Source organism: Jiella soli (assembly GCF_020615385.1).
Taxonomy (GTDB): Bacteria; Pseudomonadota; Alphaproteobacteria; order Rhizobiales; family Rhizobiaceae; genus VKMB-3413.
In genome coordinates, this window is record NZ_JAJAVB010000004.1 from 90,113 (window position 1) to 104,915 (window position 14,803).

The window sequence follows — 14,803 nt, forward strand, 5'->3', positions numbered from 1 at the left end:
GCGCCCGGTCAGCCGCCGAAGATCTCGGAGAAGCGCTTCTTGTTCTCCTCTTCGTTCTTCAGTGCTTGATCGGGATCGAAGGGCATCAGCTTGATCTTGTCGCGCGAGGGAAAGCCCTCCGGCGGCGCGATCCCCTCGCGGGCCGGCAGATAGCCCATGTCGGACGCGAGCTTCTGTCCGCCCTCGGAGATGAGGAAGTCGACGAAAGCCTTGGCGGCCTCCGGGTTCTTGGCGGTCTTCAGGATCGCGACCGGCTCGGTCACCGCCGAGACGCCCTCGGTCGGGAAGGTGAAGTTCACCGGCGCGCCCTTGGCCGATTCGCGGATCGGCAGGAAGTCGACGACGACGCCATAGGCCTTCTCCCCGCCGGCGACCGCCTTGAAGACGCCGCCATTGCCGCCGGAGGCGGTCGCGCCGTTCTCGGCCAGGGCCTGGATGTAGTCCCAGCCGAAGTCGGGGTTCTGGACCAGCGTCGCGACATGGACGAGCGCAGCGCCCGAGGTCAGCGGGCTCGGCATCGTCACCTGGCCCTTGGCCTCCGGCTTGGTGAGGTCCTTCCAGGAGGACGGCGTAATCTCGGAGCGCGTGTTGTTCACGATGCCGGTGGTGATCAGCTTGGTCGAGAACCAAGTCTTGTCCTTGTCGAAGAGACCGTCCTCGTAGCCGGTCGTGTCGGCGCCGGGATAGGCCATCAGGCGGTCGTCGCGCTTCAGCCCGGCCATGGTGACGCTGTCGGCGATGAGGAGGACGTCGGGCTGCGGATTGCCGGCGGCGAACTCGGCCTGCAGCTTGGCCATCATCTTGGTGGTGCCGTCGCGGACCCACTGCACGTCGATGCCCGGATTCTTCGCCTTGAAGGCGTCGACGGTCTTCTGCGCGTCCTCGTTCGGCTGGCTCGTATACAGAACGAGCGTGCCATCGGCGGCGGCGGCGGGTAGGGCGGACAGCCCGGCAAGGGCGATCGCGAGCGCGAGGGTGCGGATCATCGCGGACTCCTGTGTTGGATCGTCGGGTTCGTTTGGGGAGGCGTCAGCCCCCGGCGAGGAGCGCCATGGCTAACGTGCAGCCCGTGACAGTCTGATGAAACCGCCGCCATCTTCCTCCCCGTCCCGTCAGAAGGCCATGGCGCCGCCGTCGGCGCGGGGGTCGCTCGCGCCTTCGACGACGCCGGAGGGATGGCGCACCAGCGCGCCGGCATGTCCGGCGGCGTCGGAGAAGGGCGCGATGATCTCCACCTCGTGGCCGCTCGCCTTCAGCTCGGAGACGAGTTCGGCCGGAAAGCGATCCTCCAGCTTCAGCGTCGTCGTGACGTCGCCCCAGGTGCGGCCGAGCAGCCAGCGCGGCGCGGTGACCGCCTGCTGCAGGCCCTGCCCGAACATCGCATAGCGCGAGAAGACGGCGGCCTGGGTCTGCGGCTGGCCCTCGCCGCCCATCGTGCCGTAGGCCATGACGCGCCCGTCTTTCAGATGGGCGAGCGCCGGGTTGAGCGTGTGGAACGGCCGGCGGAAGGGCCCGAGCTGGTTCGGCCCGGGCGTCAGCGAGAAGCCGGCGCCGCGGTTCTGGAAGAAGACGCCGGTGTCGGGGCAGGTCAGCCCCGAGCCGAACTCCCAGAAGACGCTCTGGATGAAGGAGACGACGGTGCCGTCCTTGTCCGCCGCGCCCATCCAGATGGTGTCGCCGGGCTTGGCCTTGTGCGGCCAGGGAAGGGCGGTCTTTCGGTCGATCTTTTCGTGCAGCGCGTCGAGCGCGGCGGCGGCGAGCCAGTCGGCCGCCGGCGGGTCCATGTGGTCGGGATCGCCGAGCCCGGCATTCCTCAGGATGAAGGCCTGCTTGGTCGCCTCGATCAGCCCGTGCAGATGGTCGAAGCTCTCGCCGGCCGTCACCTTCAGCCGGTCGAACAGCGCCAGGATCATCAGCGAGGAGACCCCTTGCGTCGGGGGCGGCATGTTGAAGACCGTGCCGACGGAGAGCTCGACCGACAGCGGCTCGACGATCTCGGCCGAGAAGCGCTCGAAGTCGGAGAGCCGCAGCGGCGAGCCGGCGGCTTCCAGGAAGGCACCGTGGGCCTTGGCGATGCTGCCGCGATAATAGCAGTCGAGGCCTTCGCGGGCGAGCGTCTGAAGCGTCTCCGCAAGCGCCGGCTGCTTGAGGATGTTCCCCTCGCGGGGGACGTTGCCGCCGGGCAGGAAGATGTCGGCAAAGCCCGGCACGTCCTTCAGCCCACCCAGCTTGGCGGCCGTCGTGTCGGCCTGGTTGCCGGTGACGACCATGCCGTCCCTTGCATAGCCGATCGCGGCCGCGAGGAGGTCGCCGAGCGGCAGGCGGCGGGATGCGTCGACCATGTCCAGCGCTTTCGCCCAGCCGGAGATCGTCGCCGGCACGGTCAGCGCGGCATGCGGCCCCCGCGTCGGAATTGCCTCGCCATGGCCGCGCTCGCGATACCAGTCGGGCGTCGCGAGTCCGGCGGCCCTGCCGCAGGCGGAGATCCCGACGGGCCTCTCGCCGGGCCGCTGGATGATCCAGAAACCGTCCCCGCCGATCGAGTTCATGTGCGGATAGACCACGGCGATTGTCGCCGCCGCCGCGACCATCGCCTCGATCGCGGTTCCGCCGCAGGCGAGGATGTCGCGGCCGGCGAGGGCGGCCGAGAGATGCGGGGCCGTGACGCAGCCGTTGAGGCCCTTGGCGCTATGCAGCATGAGATTTCACCATCGGGTTGCTGTCGGCCGCCAGAGCATCGTTGCAGGAAGCGTATCGACCGGAAGCGATCCGAATAGCCGGACCATGCCGAACGGCACAAGTCCGCCGCCGAGGATCGAGACCGTCGAACGGACAGGGCAGCCGAGGGAACGGCGGCGGGGGCGTTGGACGGTCGACGCCGCCAGGCGCCATCAATCGGCCATCGCCGCTTCCGGATCGACGACCGGCGGCTTGCTGCGTCGCTTCCGCAGGGCGAAGAAAACGGCGAGGCCGAGGAAGAGGAACGTCGCGGCATAGAGCACGATCGAGATCCAGCTCTCGACGAACACCCAGGGATCGCCGGCCGAGATCGCCAGCGCCCGGCGCATGTTCGCCTCCATCTCGCCGCCGAGGAGGAGGCCCAGCACTACCGGCACGACCGCAATGTCGAGCTTCCTCAGGATGAAGCCGAGAAGCCCGAAGCCGACCATCACCACGAGATCGAAGGTCGAATGGCTGAGCGAATAGACGCCGACGAAGGAGATCATCACCACGAAGGGCATCAGCGCCCACAGCGGGATCGACAGCATCCGCGTGAAGACGCCGACCAGCGGCAGGTTGAGGAGGAGCAGGAAGACGTTCGCCATGAACAGCGAGGCGATCAGGCCCCAGACGATCTGCGGCTGGTCCTGGAAGAGGAGGGGGCCGGGCGTGATGTTGAGCGAGATGAGGAGGGCGAGCAGCACCGCCGTCGTTCCCGAGCCGGGCACGCCGAGGGCCAGCATCGGCACCAGCGCGCCGCCGGCGGCCGCGTTGTTGCCGGCTTCCGGCGCCGCGACGCCCTTGGGATCGCCGGTCCCGAAGGTGTGGTCCTTGTCGGAGATGCGCCGCTCGACCGTATAGGCGAGGAAGGAGCCGAGCGAGGCGCCGGCGCCCGGCAGGATGCCCGAGACGAAACCGACCAGCGAGCCGCGGATCATGGTCGGGATCGTGCCCCTGATGTCCTTCCAGCGGGCGAAGGCGCGGTTGACGGCAATCGCGCCGGTGCGCTCGCCCACCTGCGTCTCGAGCAGGACCAGCACTTCGGAGATCGCGAACAGGCCGACGATGGCGATGATCGCCTGGAAGCCGTCGTAAAGGTGGATGTCGTCGAAGGTGAAGCGCGCCGTGCCGCTCTGCGGGTCGATGCCGACCGTGCCGAGCGCCAGGCCGATCGCCGCGCCGAGCAGGGTCTTTGCGGGATTGGAGCCGGTGACGCCGCCGATCGTCGCGAAGGCGAGGAGGTAGAGCGCGAAATACTCGGCCGGTCCGAAATGGATGGCGAAGCGGACGAGAATCGGAGCGAACAGCATCAGCCCGATGGTCGAGGTGATGGCGCCGACGAAGGAGGCGATGCCGGAGATCGCCAGGGCCTCCGGCGCCTTGCCGTTCTTGGCCATGGGATAGCCGTCGAGGCATGTCATCATCGCCGGCTCGTCGCCAGGAATGTTGAGCATGATCGACGAGATGCGCCCGCCATACATGCAGCCGTAATAGACGCAGGACAGAAGGATCAGCGCCGAGCCCGCCGGCAATTGCAGCGAAAAGGCGAGCGGGATCAGGATGGCGACGCCGTTGACCGGCCCGAGGCCCGGCAGCGCGCCGACGATCGTGCCGACGAAGCAGCCGGTCAGCGCGAGCGCGATGTTGAGCGGCGTCAGCGCTTCCTCGAAGCCGTGCAACAGAAAGCCGAGGGTTTCCACCGAAGCTCCTTCAGGCCGGCGATGCGGCGCTGGCCGTCAGCCGAAGATCGGACCGACCGGCAGCGGCAGATCGAAACCGAAGTTGAACAGGACGTAGAGGCCGAAGCCGATGAGAAGGCCGGTCACGACCGATTGCAGCCAGGTCGCGCCGAGGATCTTGGCGAGGACGATCGAGATCAGCACCGTCGAGAGCGGAAAGCCGAGCGGTTCGAGGATGAACGGATAGACGAACAGCGCGGCGATCGTGCCGATCTGGCCGAGCGCCTGCGGCCAGCGGATCCATTCGGGATCGGGGTCCGGCCGCACCACCAGGAACAGCGCGAAGAGGCCAAGGGGAACGGCCACGATGCGGGGAAACAGCGACGGTCCGGCCGGATCGCCGAAGGCGACCGTGTAGTCGCCGGCGGTGATCCAGTACCAGATCGCGAGGGCGAGAAGGATCGCCCCCGCGATGCGATCGCTCAGCCGAGCGGCCATCAGCGCGTGCCCTTACTTGATGACGCCGATCGCCTGGGACAGCTGGTGCATCTTGTCTTCCGACTCCTTGGCGAAGGTCTCAAACTCCTCGCCGCCGCGCCAGATCGGGGTCAGGCCGGACTTGCTTGCGGCTTCCTTCCAGGCGTCGGACTCGTAGAGCTTGTGCAGGATGTCGACCCAGCCCTGATAGGCCGCGTCGTCGACCTTGCCGCCCATGTAGAAGCCGCGCCAGTTGTAGCCCTCGACGTCGAAGCCCTGCTCCTTGGCGGTCTTGACCTCGGGATAGGCTTCGAGACGGTCGGCGCCGAGGACCGCCAGCGCGTCGACGTCGCCGGACTTGATGAAGCCGCCGATCTCGCCGATGTCGACCAGGACGACGTCCAGCTTGTCGCCGAGAAGCTGGGTCACCGCGTCGCCGCCGCCCTCGAACTGCACCCAGCGGATCGACTTCAGCGCGTCGTCGGGCACGCCCGCCGCCTGCGCCAGCATCAGGAAGCGCAGGTGGTCGTAGCCGCCGATGCCGGACGAGCCGCCCGCGACGATCTTGGTCGGGTCTTCCTTGATCGCCTTCATCAGCGCGTCGAGGCTCTCATATTTCGAGCCGCTCTTCGTCATCACCACGCCGACGTCGGCGCCGAGCATGGCGACCCAGCGCATGGCGTCGAAGTCGGCCGGATACTTGCCCTGGGCGAGCTGGGTGATGCCGACGGTCGAGGTTGCGACGATGAGGTCGGGATCATCGTTGCGCTTGGAGGCGATGTTGGCATAGGCGACGGCGCCGGTCGCGCCTGCCATGTTGGTCACCTGGACGTTGCCCGGCACGAGCTTCTCCTCGGTAAGGAGGCGGCCCGCGGTCCGGCAGGTGAAGTCCCAGCCGCCGCCGGGATTGGCCGGCGCGATGCACTCGACGTTTTTCGGCTCGAAAGCCGAGGCGGGCAAGGCGACGGCGGCGACGGCGGCCGCCATCAACAGGCGCTTCAAAAACATCCGGAACTTCCTCCCAAAATTTTCGAATGCGGGCGCGTCCGGCGTGCCATCGCAGTCGATCGTCCTCCCTGCGAAGCCGTTCAAAACGGCGCCGCGTTCAGGTTGGATGGCACCGATGCGCGCATCCGGTCAAGCGGAACGGGCCGACTATCCGTGCTGCAATGCGGCAGTCCGGCTATCCCGCAGTGCGGGATCTTTCCGGCCTTTGCATCGCGCTTTCGCAGGTCTATGGCGGGGGATCAGCCTGGAACGGGAGAAGAGACCATGGCGCAGAATGGCGAGATCATAGCCATGCCGGTGCCGGACGGCGCGGCGATCGAGATCTGCGAGGTCGGCCCGCGCGACGGGTTCCAGATCGAGAAGGCGATCATCCCCACCGACCGCAAGATCGCCATCGTCAACGAGCTGATCGACGCCGGCCTGAAGAAGATCCAGGTCACCTCCTTCGTCTCGCCACGCGCCGTGCCGCAGCTTGCCGATGCCGCCGAGGTCCTGGCCGGGGTCGAGAAGAAGCCGGGCGTCGTTCTCTCCGCGCTGGTGCCGAATGCCAAGGGCGCCGAGCGCGCCGCGAAGACGCAGGTCGACATCATGGGCCTGTTCTGCTCGGCCTCGGAGGCGCACAGCCTGAAGAACGTCAACGCCTCGATCGAGGCGACGCTCGCCCGCTTCCCGCCGGTGGTCGAGATCGCCAAGGCTGCCGGCAAGCGAGTCCAGGGCGGTGTCGCGACGGTCTTCGGCTGTCCGTTCGAGGGCGAGGTGCCGCCGGAGGCGGTGGTGCGGATCGCGCGGTTCTACCGGGACCTCGGCATCGTCGACCTCAATCTCGGCGACACCACGGGAATGGCGACGCCGGCGACGGTGAAGGCGGTGCTCGCCGCGCTGCGCCAGGCCGTGCCGGAGATGGCCGTGACGCTGCACTTCCACAACACCCGCGGCGTCGGCCTCGCCAATGTCATGGTCGGCCTCAGCGAGGGGATCACCCGCTATGATTCCTCGATCGGCGGTCTCGGAGGCTGTCCCTTCGCGGCAGGCGCCACCGGCAACATCTGCACCGAGGACCTCGTCTACCTCCTTCAGGAGAGCGGCTACCGGACCGGCGTCGATCTCGACCGGCTGATCGGGGTCGCGCGGCTGACGCAGGACGTGATCGGGCGCGAACTGCCGGGCCAGGTGATGAAGGCCGGGCCGCGGCTGACCCGCCACGGGCTCGACGACGTCTCGACCGCGGCAGGGTGAGGACGATGGATCAGCCGCTCTCCGGTGTCAGGGTCGTCGACCTCACCCGCATCCTGTCCGGTCCGTTCTGCTCGATGCTCCTCGGCGATCTCGGCGCCGACGTCGTCAAGATCGAGTCGCCGGGCGGCGGCGATCATGTCCGCACGCAGGGCGCGATCATCGACGGCATGTCCTGGTATTTCGCGAGCTTCAACCGCAACAAGCGCTCGCTGACGCTGGATCTGAAGAGCGAGGACGGCAAGGCGGTGCTGCGTCGGCTCCTGATGGACGCCGACGTGCTCGTCGAGAACTTCCGGCCGGGCGTCCTTGCCGCCATGGGGTTCGACGCCGAGACGCTTCAGGAGATCAATCCCCGGCTCGTCGTCGGCTCGGTCAACGGCTACGGCTCGAGTGGCCCATACGTGAAGCGGCCGGCCTTCGACTTCATCACCCAGGCGATGTCCGGCTTCATGGCGGTCAACGGGAGCGAGGAGAGCGGGCCGATCCGCGCCGCGCCGCCGCTGACCGACCTCATCGCCGGGCTCTACACTGCGCTCGGCATCGTCGCCGCGCTTCGGGTCCGCGATCGGGACGGTCGCGGCCAGGCGGTCGAATCCTCGATGATGAACGGCATGATCTCGATGCTCGCCTATCTCTCGGCAGCGCAGCTCGCGACGGGGCAGGTCCCGCCGCCGACCGGGAACGACCATCCGATCGCCTCGCCCTACGGCCTCTTCCACGGCTCCGACGGGCCGGTGGCGGTCGCGCCCTCGACCACGCCGACGCTCTCCCGCTTCCTGCAGGCGATCGGCCTGTCGCATCTTCTGGAGGACGAGCGCTTCGACACCAATGCCAAGCGTGTCGCGAACCGGGCCGATCTCAACGCGCAGATCGACGAGGCGATGCGCCACGAGACACAGGCGGTCTGGATCGAGCGGCTGAACGCGGCGGGCGTTCCCTGCGGAAGGGTGCAGACGCTGGGCGAAGTGTTCGAGGATCCGCAGGTCGAGGCGCAGGAGATGGTCCTTGACGTCGACCATCCCGGCCACGGCACGGTTCGGATGACCGGGTTTCCGGTGAAATTTTCGAAGACGCCCTGCCGCGTTCGCCATCCGGCGCCGGATCTCGGCGCGGACACCGACGCGGTTCTTGCCGAGGCGGGCTATTCGCGCGAGGAGATCGACGCGCTCCGGGCCGCTGCCGTCGTCTGATCGCAACGTGGCGGTGGAATGGCTGAGCGCGGACGCCAGCCGCCCGCCGGTGGCGTCCTCGCAAGATCGTCTGTCGCAAGGCGGCCAAATCGGCTAGGGGAGCGGCCAAGACCGGGCCGATCCCGGCCGAGCCTGACCAGGGATTTTCGCGGATGCCCGACGAACGCACGATGACCGACGACACCGCAATGACGCATCTGCAGCGGCTCGAGGCGGAATCGATCCACATCATGCGCGAGGTCGCGGCCGAGTTCTCCAATCCGGTGATGCTCTATTCGATCGGCAAGGATTCGTCGGTCATGCTGCATCTGGCGATGAAGGCGTTCTATCCCGCCAAGCCGCCATTCCCGCTGCTCCATGTCGACACGACCTGGAAGTTCGGGGAGATGATCGCCTTTCGCGACGAGGCAGCGAGGCGCGCCGGGATGGACCTCATCGTCCATACCAACCAGGAGGGCGTCAGGGCCAGGATCACCCCCTTCACCCACGGCTCCTCGGCCTATACCGGCATCATGAAGACCGAGGCGCTCAAGCAGGCGCTGACCCAATACGGCTTCGACGCGGCCTTCGGCGGCGCCCGGCGCGACGAGGAGAAGTCGAGGGCGAAGGAGCGGATCTTCTCCTTCCGCTCCGAGAGCCATGGCTGGGATCCCAAGAACCAGCGGCCCGAGCTTTGGAACCTCTACAACGCAAGGATCCGCAAGGGCGAGTCGATCCGGGCCTTCCCGCTGTCGAACTGGACCGAACTCGACATCTGGCAGTATATCCTGAAGGAGAACATCGAGATCGTGCCGCTCTACTTCGCGGCCAAGCGGCCGGTGGTGGAGCGCGGCGGGCAGTGGATCATGGTCGATGACGACCGTCTTCCGATGGAGCCCGGCGAGACGCCTGAGATGCGGATGATCCGCTTCCGCACGCTCGGCTGCTATCCGCTGACGGCGGCGATGGAGTCCCCAGCCGCGACGCTGCCGGAGATCGTCCACGAAATGCTTCTCGCTCGCACTTCCGAGCGGTCCGGCCGGCTGATCGACCATGATGAGGCCGGCTCAATGGAGAAGAAGAAGCGCGAGGGATATTTCTGATGGACACCGCGGACTTCGATCCGGCCGCCTTCGCCGACTATCTCCATCGCCACGAGACCAAGGGCCTCCTGCGCTTCCTGACCTGCGGCTCGGTCGACGACGGCAAGTCGACCCTGATCGGCCGGCTGCTCTACGACACCAAGCTCCTGTTCGAGGACCAGCTGGCGACGCTCCAGAAGGATTCGGCCAAGCACGGCACGGTCGGCGAGGACATCGACTTCGCGCTTCTCGTCGACGGGCTGGAGGCCGAGCGCGAGCAGGGCATCACCATCGACGTCGCCTACCGCTTCTTCGCGACCGAGAAGCGCAAGTTCATCGTCGCCGACACGCCGGGCCACGAGCAGTACACCCGCAACATGGCGACCGGCGCCTCCAATGCCGATCTCGCGGTGATCCTGATCGACGCGCGCAAGGGCGTTCTGACCCAGACACGGCGGCACGCCTATATCGCCTCGCTCCTCGGAATCCGGCACGTGATTCTCGCGGTCAACAAGATCGACCTTGCCGGCTATTCCAGGGACGTCTTCGACGCGATCGTGGCGGACTTCCGGGCCTTTGCGGGCGAACTGAACTTCGAGACGCTGCAGCCGATCCCGCTTTCGGCGCGCTTCGGCGACAACGTCACCGAGCGGGGCGAGAACCTCGGCTGGTACGATGGCCCGACGCTGCTGCAGCATCTGGAGACGGTCGAGGTCGCCAAGGACGAGAGCGCGCGGCCCTTCCGCATGCCGGTGCAATGGGTGAACCGGCCGAATCTCGACTTCCGCGGCTATTGCGGCACGATCGCCAGCGGCAGGATCGCGGTCGGAGAACAGGTGGCCGTCGCCGTCTCTGGCCGCACCTCGGCGGTGAAGCGGATCGTCACCTATGATGGCGACCGGCCATCGGCGGGCGCCGGCGAGGCGGTAACGCTGGTGCTTGCGGACGAGACCGACGTCTCGCGCGGCGACATCCTCGCCGCGGCCTTCGCGAGGCCGGACGTCGCAGACCAGTTCGCGGCGCATGTCATCTGGATGCATGACGAACCGCTGATGCCGGGGCGGGCCTATCTCTTCAAGATCGGCACGCGGACGGTGGCCGGCTCGGTGACCGAGATCAAGCACCAGATCGACGTCAACACCTTCCAGCACCTGGCCGCCAAGGCGCTGCCGCTGAACGGCGTCGCGCAGGTGAACCTCTCCTTCCGCGAGCCGGTCGCCTTCGACCCCTACGAAGCGATCCCCGGCACGGGGAGCTTCATCGTCATCGACCGGCTGAGCAATCTCACCGTCGGCGCCGGGACGATCGACTTCGCGCTCAGGCGCGCCACCAACATCCACTGGCAGTCCATCGACCTCACCAAGACGATGCGCGGCGAGGCGATGGGCCAGCGCCCGGCGGTGGTCTGGTTCACCGGGCTTTCGGGCGCCGGCAAGTCGACCATCGCCAACCTCGTCGAGAAGCGGCTGTTCGCGATGGGCAAGCACACCTATCTCCTCGACGGCGACAACGTCCGGCACGGGCTCAACCGCGACCTCGGCTTCACCGAGGCGGACCGGGTCGAGAACATCCGCCGGGTCGGCGAGACGGCGAAGCTCTTCGTCGACGCCGGGGTGATCGTGCTCTGCTCCTTCATCTCGCCCTTCCGCTCCGAACGGCGGATGGCGCGCGAGCTGATGGAGCCGGGCGAGTTCGTCGAGGTCTTCGTCGACACGCCGCTGCACGTCGCCGAAAAGCGCGATCCCAAGGGCCTCTACAAGAAGGCGAGGGCCGGCGCGATCAAGAACTTCACCGGCATCGACAGCCCCTACGAGGCGCCGGAGAACCCGGAGATCCGTCTCGCTGCCGGGACGACCTCGCCCGAGGAACTCGCCGATGCCGTCGTCGAGCATCTGCGCAGCCACGGCTATCTGAAATAAGGGTCCGGGGCAGGGCGGGCGGCGACACTTTTGACAGCGCCCCGGCTGCCATACCGCACCTACGCCGGAGGGTGTGGCGAGACATGCATTTGCCCTGAACCGGCATTTGCGCGCATGCCCGTATTCCGGCGGGCCGTCAAAAGGGCAAGAAGCCGCCTGCCGTGCGGCAGCGCACAAGACTATGATGCGGGCGTCTTTCCGATCCCTCGGGTCTCCGGTCCTTCCATGCTGCTCGCGACAGTCGGCCTTCAGGCCCATGCTGGCGAAATCGCGCTCGTTCTCGTCGGCCTCCTCTTCGCGGCCTTCGCGAGCGAGCGCTTCCGCCCCGAAGTCGTCGCGATCGGCGGCATGGCGGCGGCGCTCCTTCTCGGCCTGATCGATTCCAAGGACATGGTCGGCGCTCTCGCCAATTCCGCGCCCTGGACGATCATCGCGATGTTCATGCTCAGCGGCTCGCTGGTGCGCACCGGCGTGCTCGCGGACCTCGCCGGACGCCTCGACCGCCTCGCGGGGTACGGGAAGGGCGTCGCGATCGGCGCCTTCATCCTGCTCGCGATCGTTGCCTCGGCCTTCGTCAACAACACGCCGCTGGTGGTCATGCTGATCCCGCTCGCAACCGGTCTCGCAAGGTCGGTGGGATCCAATCCGTCGCGGCTTCTGATGCCGCTGTCCTTCGCGGCGATCCTCGGCGGCACATGCACGCTGATCGGCACCTCCACCAATCTTCTCGTCGACGGCGTCGCCTCGGCGGCGGGGCTGGAGAAGTTCTCGCTGTTCGAGATCACCCCCGTCGGACTCGCGCTCGCGGTCGCGGGCGGGCTCTATCTTCTGTTCGCAGCGCGCTTCCTCGTCCCCGACCGGGTGAACGTCTCGCAGCTCCTTGCCCGCCAGGACCCGTCGAGGTTCCTGGTCGAGCTGTTGATCCCTGCGGGCAGCTCGTTCGCCGGCCGGGCCAGCGACAAGGTCGCCTTCTTCCAGGGACAGGACCGGCGCGTACTCGACGTTCTGCGCGGCGATCTGTCCCTTCGCCGGGAACTGCCGGTGACGCTTCAGGCCGGAGACATCGTCGTCCTCCATTCCGAGCGCGCGAACCTTCTGTCCCTCAGGGAGACGAAGGATGTCGAGTTCGAGATGGAGCACGAGCTCGAACCCGTCGCGGCGCGCTCCTCCGTCGTCGTCGAAGTGCTTCTGACGCCCGGCGCGCGGCTGATCGGCCGGCGCCTTCGGGAGGCGCGGCTGCGCCGTCGCTACGGCGTCTATCCCTTCGCGCTGCACCGTCATGGAGAAAGCGAACAGCGGCTCGAGGACGTGCGTCTCGAAGTCGGCGACACCCTGATGATCGAGGGCGCGCCCGAGGATCTGAAGCGGCTTGCCGACGACATGCGGCTGGTCAACCTCACAGCGCCCGCCGAGCGCGCGGTGCGACGGACAAAGGCGCCGCTGGCGCTGCTGGCGCTCGCCGCCGTTGTCCTCGGCAATGCGTTCGGGCTGATGCCGATCGCGGGGATTGCCTGGGTGGCGGTCGCCTTCGTGCTTCTGACCCGCTGCATCGATTCGGAGGAGGCGGTCGCCTCCGTCGACTGGGGCATCATCCTCTTGATCTTCGCCATGCTGGTCGTCGGCAAGTCGCTGGAGAAGGCCGGCAGTGCGCAGATGGTCGTGGAGGCGTTGCGCGGCACGCTCGTCAGCCTGCCGCCGCTGGCGATCCTGGCGGTCGTCTACGCCATCGCCTCGATCCTGACGGAGATCGTCACGAACAACGCCGTCGCCGTCGTCGTGACGCCGATGGCCATGGGGCTTGCCGCTTCGCTCGGCCTCGACCCGCGCCCCTTCGTGGCGACGGTGATGTTCGCCGCGAGCGCGAGCTTTGCGACACCGGTCGGCTACCAGACCAACACGCTGGTCTATTCCGCCGGCGGCTACCGGTTCATGGACTTCATCCGGGTCGGGCTGCCGCTCAACGTGCTTGCCGGCGTGGTGACCGTGCTGACGGTGCCGCTGGTCTGGCCGCTGGAGCCCGTCTGAGCCGATCTTGGGAGACGCCTTGCAGGGCGAAGCCGGTGCGCCTGCGACCGCCACCTTGCCCCGGCATTTTCCTCGGCGGGCGCGCCGGCTATATGGGGCCGAGTCTTCCGGCCGCCGGCGGTGCCGGGCCGGTCCGAAGCGAACGACACAAGGACTTCCTCACATGCGTCTTGTCATGATCGGCGCGGGCTATGTCGGGCTCGTCTCCGGGGCCTGTTTTGCCGACTTCGGCCACGACGTCGTCTGCGTCGACCTCGTCGAGGAGAAGATCGCGGCCCTGAAGGCCGGCAAGATCCCGATCTTCGAGCCCGGCCTGGACCAGATCGTGCAGTCGAACGCGGCCGCGGGGCGGCTCCACTTCACCACCGATCTCGCCGGATCGGTCGCCGACGCCGACGTCGTCTTCATTGCCGTCGGAACGCCGTCCAGGCGCGGCGACGGCCATGCGGACCTCTCCTACGTCTATGGCGCGGCGCGCGAGATCGCCCGGTCGGTCAGGGGCTTCACCGTCGTCGTCACCAAGTCGACCGTGCCCGTCGGCACCGGCGACGAGGTCGAGCGGATCATCCGGGAGGAGAACCCGGAGGCCGACATCGCCGTCGTCTCCAATCCGGAATTCCTGCGCGAGGGCGCCGCAATCACCGACTTCAAGCGGCCGGACCGGATCGTCATCGGAACCGAGGAGCCGCGCGCGATACAGGTGATGCGGCAGGTCTACCGGCCGCTCTATCTCAACGAATCGCCGCTGCTCTTCTGCGAGCGGCGCACCTCCGAGCTGATCAAATATGCCGGCAACGCTTTCCTGGCGATGAAGATCACCTTCATCAACGAGATCGCCGATCTCTGCGAAAAGGTCGGGGCGGACGTCCAGAAGGTCGCCAAGGGCATCGGCCTCGACAAGCGCATCGGCGACAAGTTCCTGCATGCCGGCCCCGGCTTCGGCGGCTCGTGCTTCCCGAAGGACACGCTGGCCCTCGTCAAGACCGCGCAGGACGCCGAGAGCCCGATGCGGCTCATCGAGGCGACCGTCGCCGTCAACGACAACCGCAAGCGCGCGATGGCGCGCAAGGTGATCGCGGCCTGCGGCGGCGAGGTTCGCGGCAAGACGGTCGCAATCCTCGGCCTGACCTTCAAGCCGAACACCGACGACATGCGCGAATCTCCGGCGATCTCGATCATCCAGGTGCTGCAGGACAAGGGCGCCCGGGTGACGGCCTATGATCCGGAAGGCGTTGAGGCGGCCCGAGGGATGCTCTCCGGCGTCGAATTCGGCGGCAGCGCCTATGAGATCGCCGAGGGCGCCGACGCGATCGTGCTCGTCACCGAATGGGACGAGTTCCGCGCGCTCGATCTCGACCGGCTGAAGGCGCTGATGGCCGCGCCCGTCCTCGTCGATCTCAGGAACGTCTACCCGCCGCAGGAGGTCGTGCGCCACGGCTTCTCCTACAGCGGCGTCGGACGCGCCGGCCCGGCGGAGGGCTGAGGAT

Annotated in this window: 11 protein-coding genes; 6 read left to right on the forward strand and 5 right to left on the reverse strand. The window is 67.6% G+C overall.

Translation table 11 applies throughout. The features are described from left to right. Positions 1-8: 8 nt before the first annotated feature. From LH400_RS03900 to LH400_RS03920, 5 genes are all read right to left on the reverse strand, one after another. Positions 9-983 (reverse strand): ABC transporter substrate-binding protein, encoded by a 975-nt coding sequence (locus LH400_RS03900; RefSeq protein ID WP_229151455.1) that lies wholly within the window; start codon positions 981-983, stop codon positions 9-11. A gap of 129 nt (positions 984-1,112) precedes the next feature. Further along, a complete protein-coding gene (locus LH400_RS03905; RefSeq protein ID WP_229151348.1) occupies positions 1,113-2,699 on the reverse strand; it encodes a gamma-glutamyltransferase family protein in 1,587 nt (528 codons plus the stop codon). Between the two features lie 192 nt (positions 2,700-2,891). After that, complete coding sequence (locus LH400_RS03910) at positions 2,892-4,421, reverse strand: tripartite tricarboxylate transporter permease (RefSeq protein WP_229151349.1); 1,530 nt, start codon at positions 4,419-4,421, stop codon at positions 2,892-2,894. A gap of 36 nt (positions 4,422-4,457) precedes the next feature. Next, on the reverse strand, positions 4,458-4,898 hold the full coding sequence (locus tag LH400_RS03915; protein WP_229151350.1) for a tripartite tricarboxylate transporter TctB family protein: 441 nt from the start codon (positions 4,896-4,898) through the stop codon (positions 4,458-4,460). A gap of 12 nt (positions 4,899-4,910) precedes the next feature. Further along, a complete protein-coding gene (locus tag LH400_RS03920; protein ID WP_229151351.1) occupies positions 4,911-5,885 on the reverse strand; it encodes a Bug family tripartite tricarboxylate transporter substrate binding protein in 975 nt (324 codons plus the stop codon). A gap of 264 nt (positions 5,886-6,149) precedes the next feature. Between LH400_RS03920 and LH400_RS03925 the strand changes: the two genes are divergently transcribed. From LH400_RS03925 to LH400_RS03950, 6 genes are all read left to right on the forward strand, one after another. After that, on the forward strand, positions 6,150-7,121 hold the full coding sequence (locus tag LH400_RS03925) for a hydroxymethylglutaryl-CoA lyase (RefSeq protein ID WP_229151352.1): 972 nt from the start codon (positions 6,150-6,152) through the stop codon (positions 7,119-7,121). A gap of 5 nt (positions 7,122-7,126) precedes the next feature. After that, positions 7,127-8,311, forward strand: coding sequence for a CaiB/BaiF CoA transferase family protein (locus LH400_RS03930; RefSeq protein ID WP_229151353.1), 1,185 nt, complete (start codon positions 7,127-7,129; stop codon positions 8,309-8,311). A gap of 152 nt (positions 8,312-8,463) precedes the next feature. Continuing rightward, positions 8,464-9,393, forward strand: coding sequence for a sulfate adenylyltransferase subunit CysD (cysD, locus tag LH400_RS03935; protein ID WP_229151354.1), 930 nt, complete (start codon positions 8,464-8,466; stop codon positions 9,391-9,393). Continuing rightward, a complete protein-coding gene (cysN, locus tag LH400_RS03940; RefSeq protein WP_229151355.1) occupies positions 9,393-11,291 on the forward strand; it encodes a sulfate adenylyltransferase subunit CysN in 1,899 nt (632 codons plus the stop codon). The genes cysD and cysN overlap by 1 nt, the downstream gene beginning before the upstream one ends. Before the next feature lie 225 nt (positions 11,292-11,516). Next, the gene (locus LH400_RS03945) at positions 11,517-13,316 is read left to right on the forward strand and encodes an SLC13 family permease (RefSeq protein ID WP_229151356.1); all 1,800 of its coding nucleotides are present in this window, start codon (positions 11,517-11,519) and stop codon (positions 13,314-13,316) included. 163 nt (positions 13,317-13,479) lie between these two features. Continuing rightward, positions 13,480-14,799, forward strand: a complete 1,320-nt coding sequence (locus LH400_RS03950; protein ID WP_229151357.1) for a UDP-glucose dehydrogenase family protein — start codon at positions 13,480-13,482, stop codon at positions 14,797-14,799. Positions 14,800-14,803: the final 4 nt, after the last annotated feature.

Coding starts and splice junctions, on each gene's coding strand:
- LH400_RS03905 (WP_229151348.1), bottom strand. CDS start 2,699: ATGCTGCATAGCGCCAAGGGCCTCAACGGCTGCGTCACGGCCCCGCAT.
- LH400_RS03915 (WP_229151350.1), bottom strand. CDS start 4,898: ATGGCCGCTCGGCTGAGCGATCGCATCGCGGGGGCGATCCTTCTCGCC.
- LH400_RS03920 (WP_229151351.1), bottom strand. CDS start 5,885: ATGTTTTTGAAGCGCCTGTTGATGGCGGCCGCCGTCGCCGCCGTCGCC.
- LH400_RS03925 (WP_229151352.1), top strand. CDS start 6,150: ATGGCGCAGAATGGCGAGATCATAGCCATGCCGGTGCCGGACGGCGCG.
- LH400_RS03930 (WP_229151353.1), top strand. CDS start 7,127: ATGGATCAGCCGCTCTCCGGTGTCAGGGTCGTCGACCTCACCCGCATC.
- cysD (WP_229151354.1), top strand. CDS start 8,464: ATGCCCGACGAACGCACGATGACCGACGACACCGCAATGACGCATCTG.
- cysN (WP_229151355.1), top strand. CDS start 9,393: ATGGACACCGCGGACTTCGATCCGGCCGCCTTCGCCGACTATCTCCAT.
- LH400_RS03945 (WP_229151356.1), top strand. CDS start 11,517: ATGCTGCTCGCGACAGTCGGCCTTCAGGCCCATGCTGGCGAAATCGCG.
- LH400_RS03950 (WP_229151357.1), top strand. CDS start 13,480: ATGCGTCTTGTCATGATCGGCGCGGGCTATGTCGGGCTCGTCTCCGGG.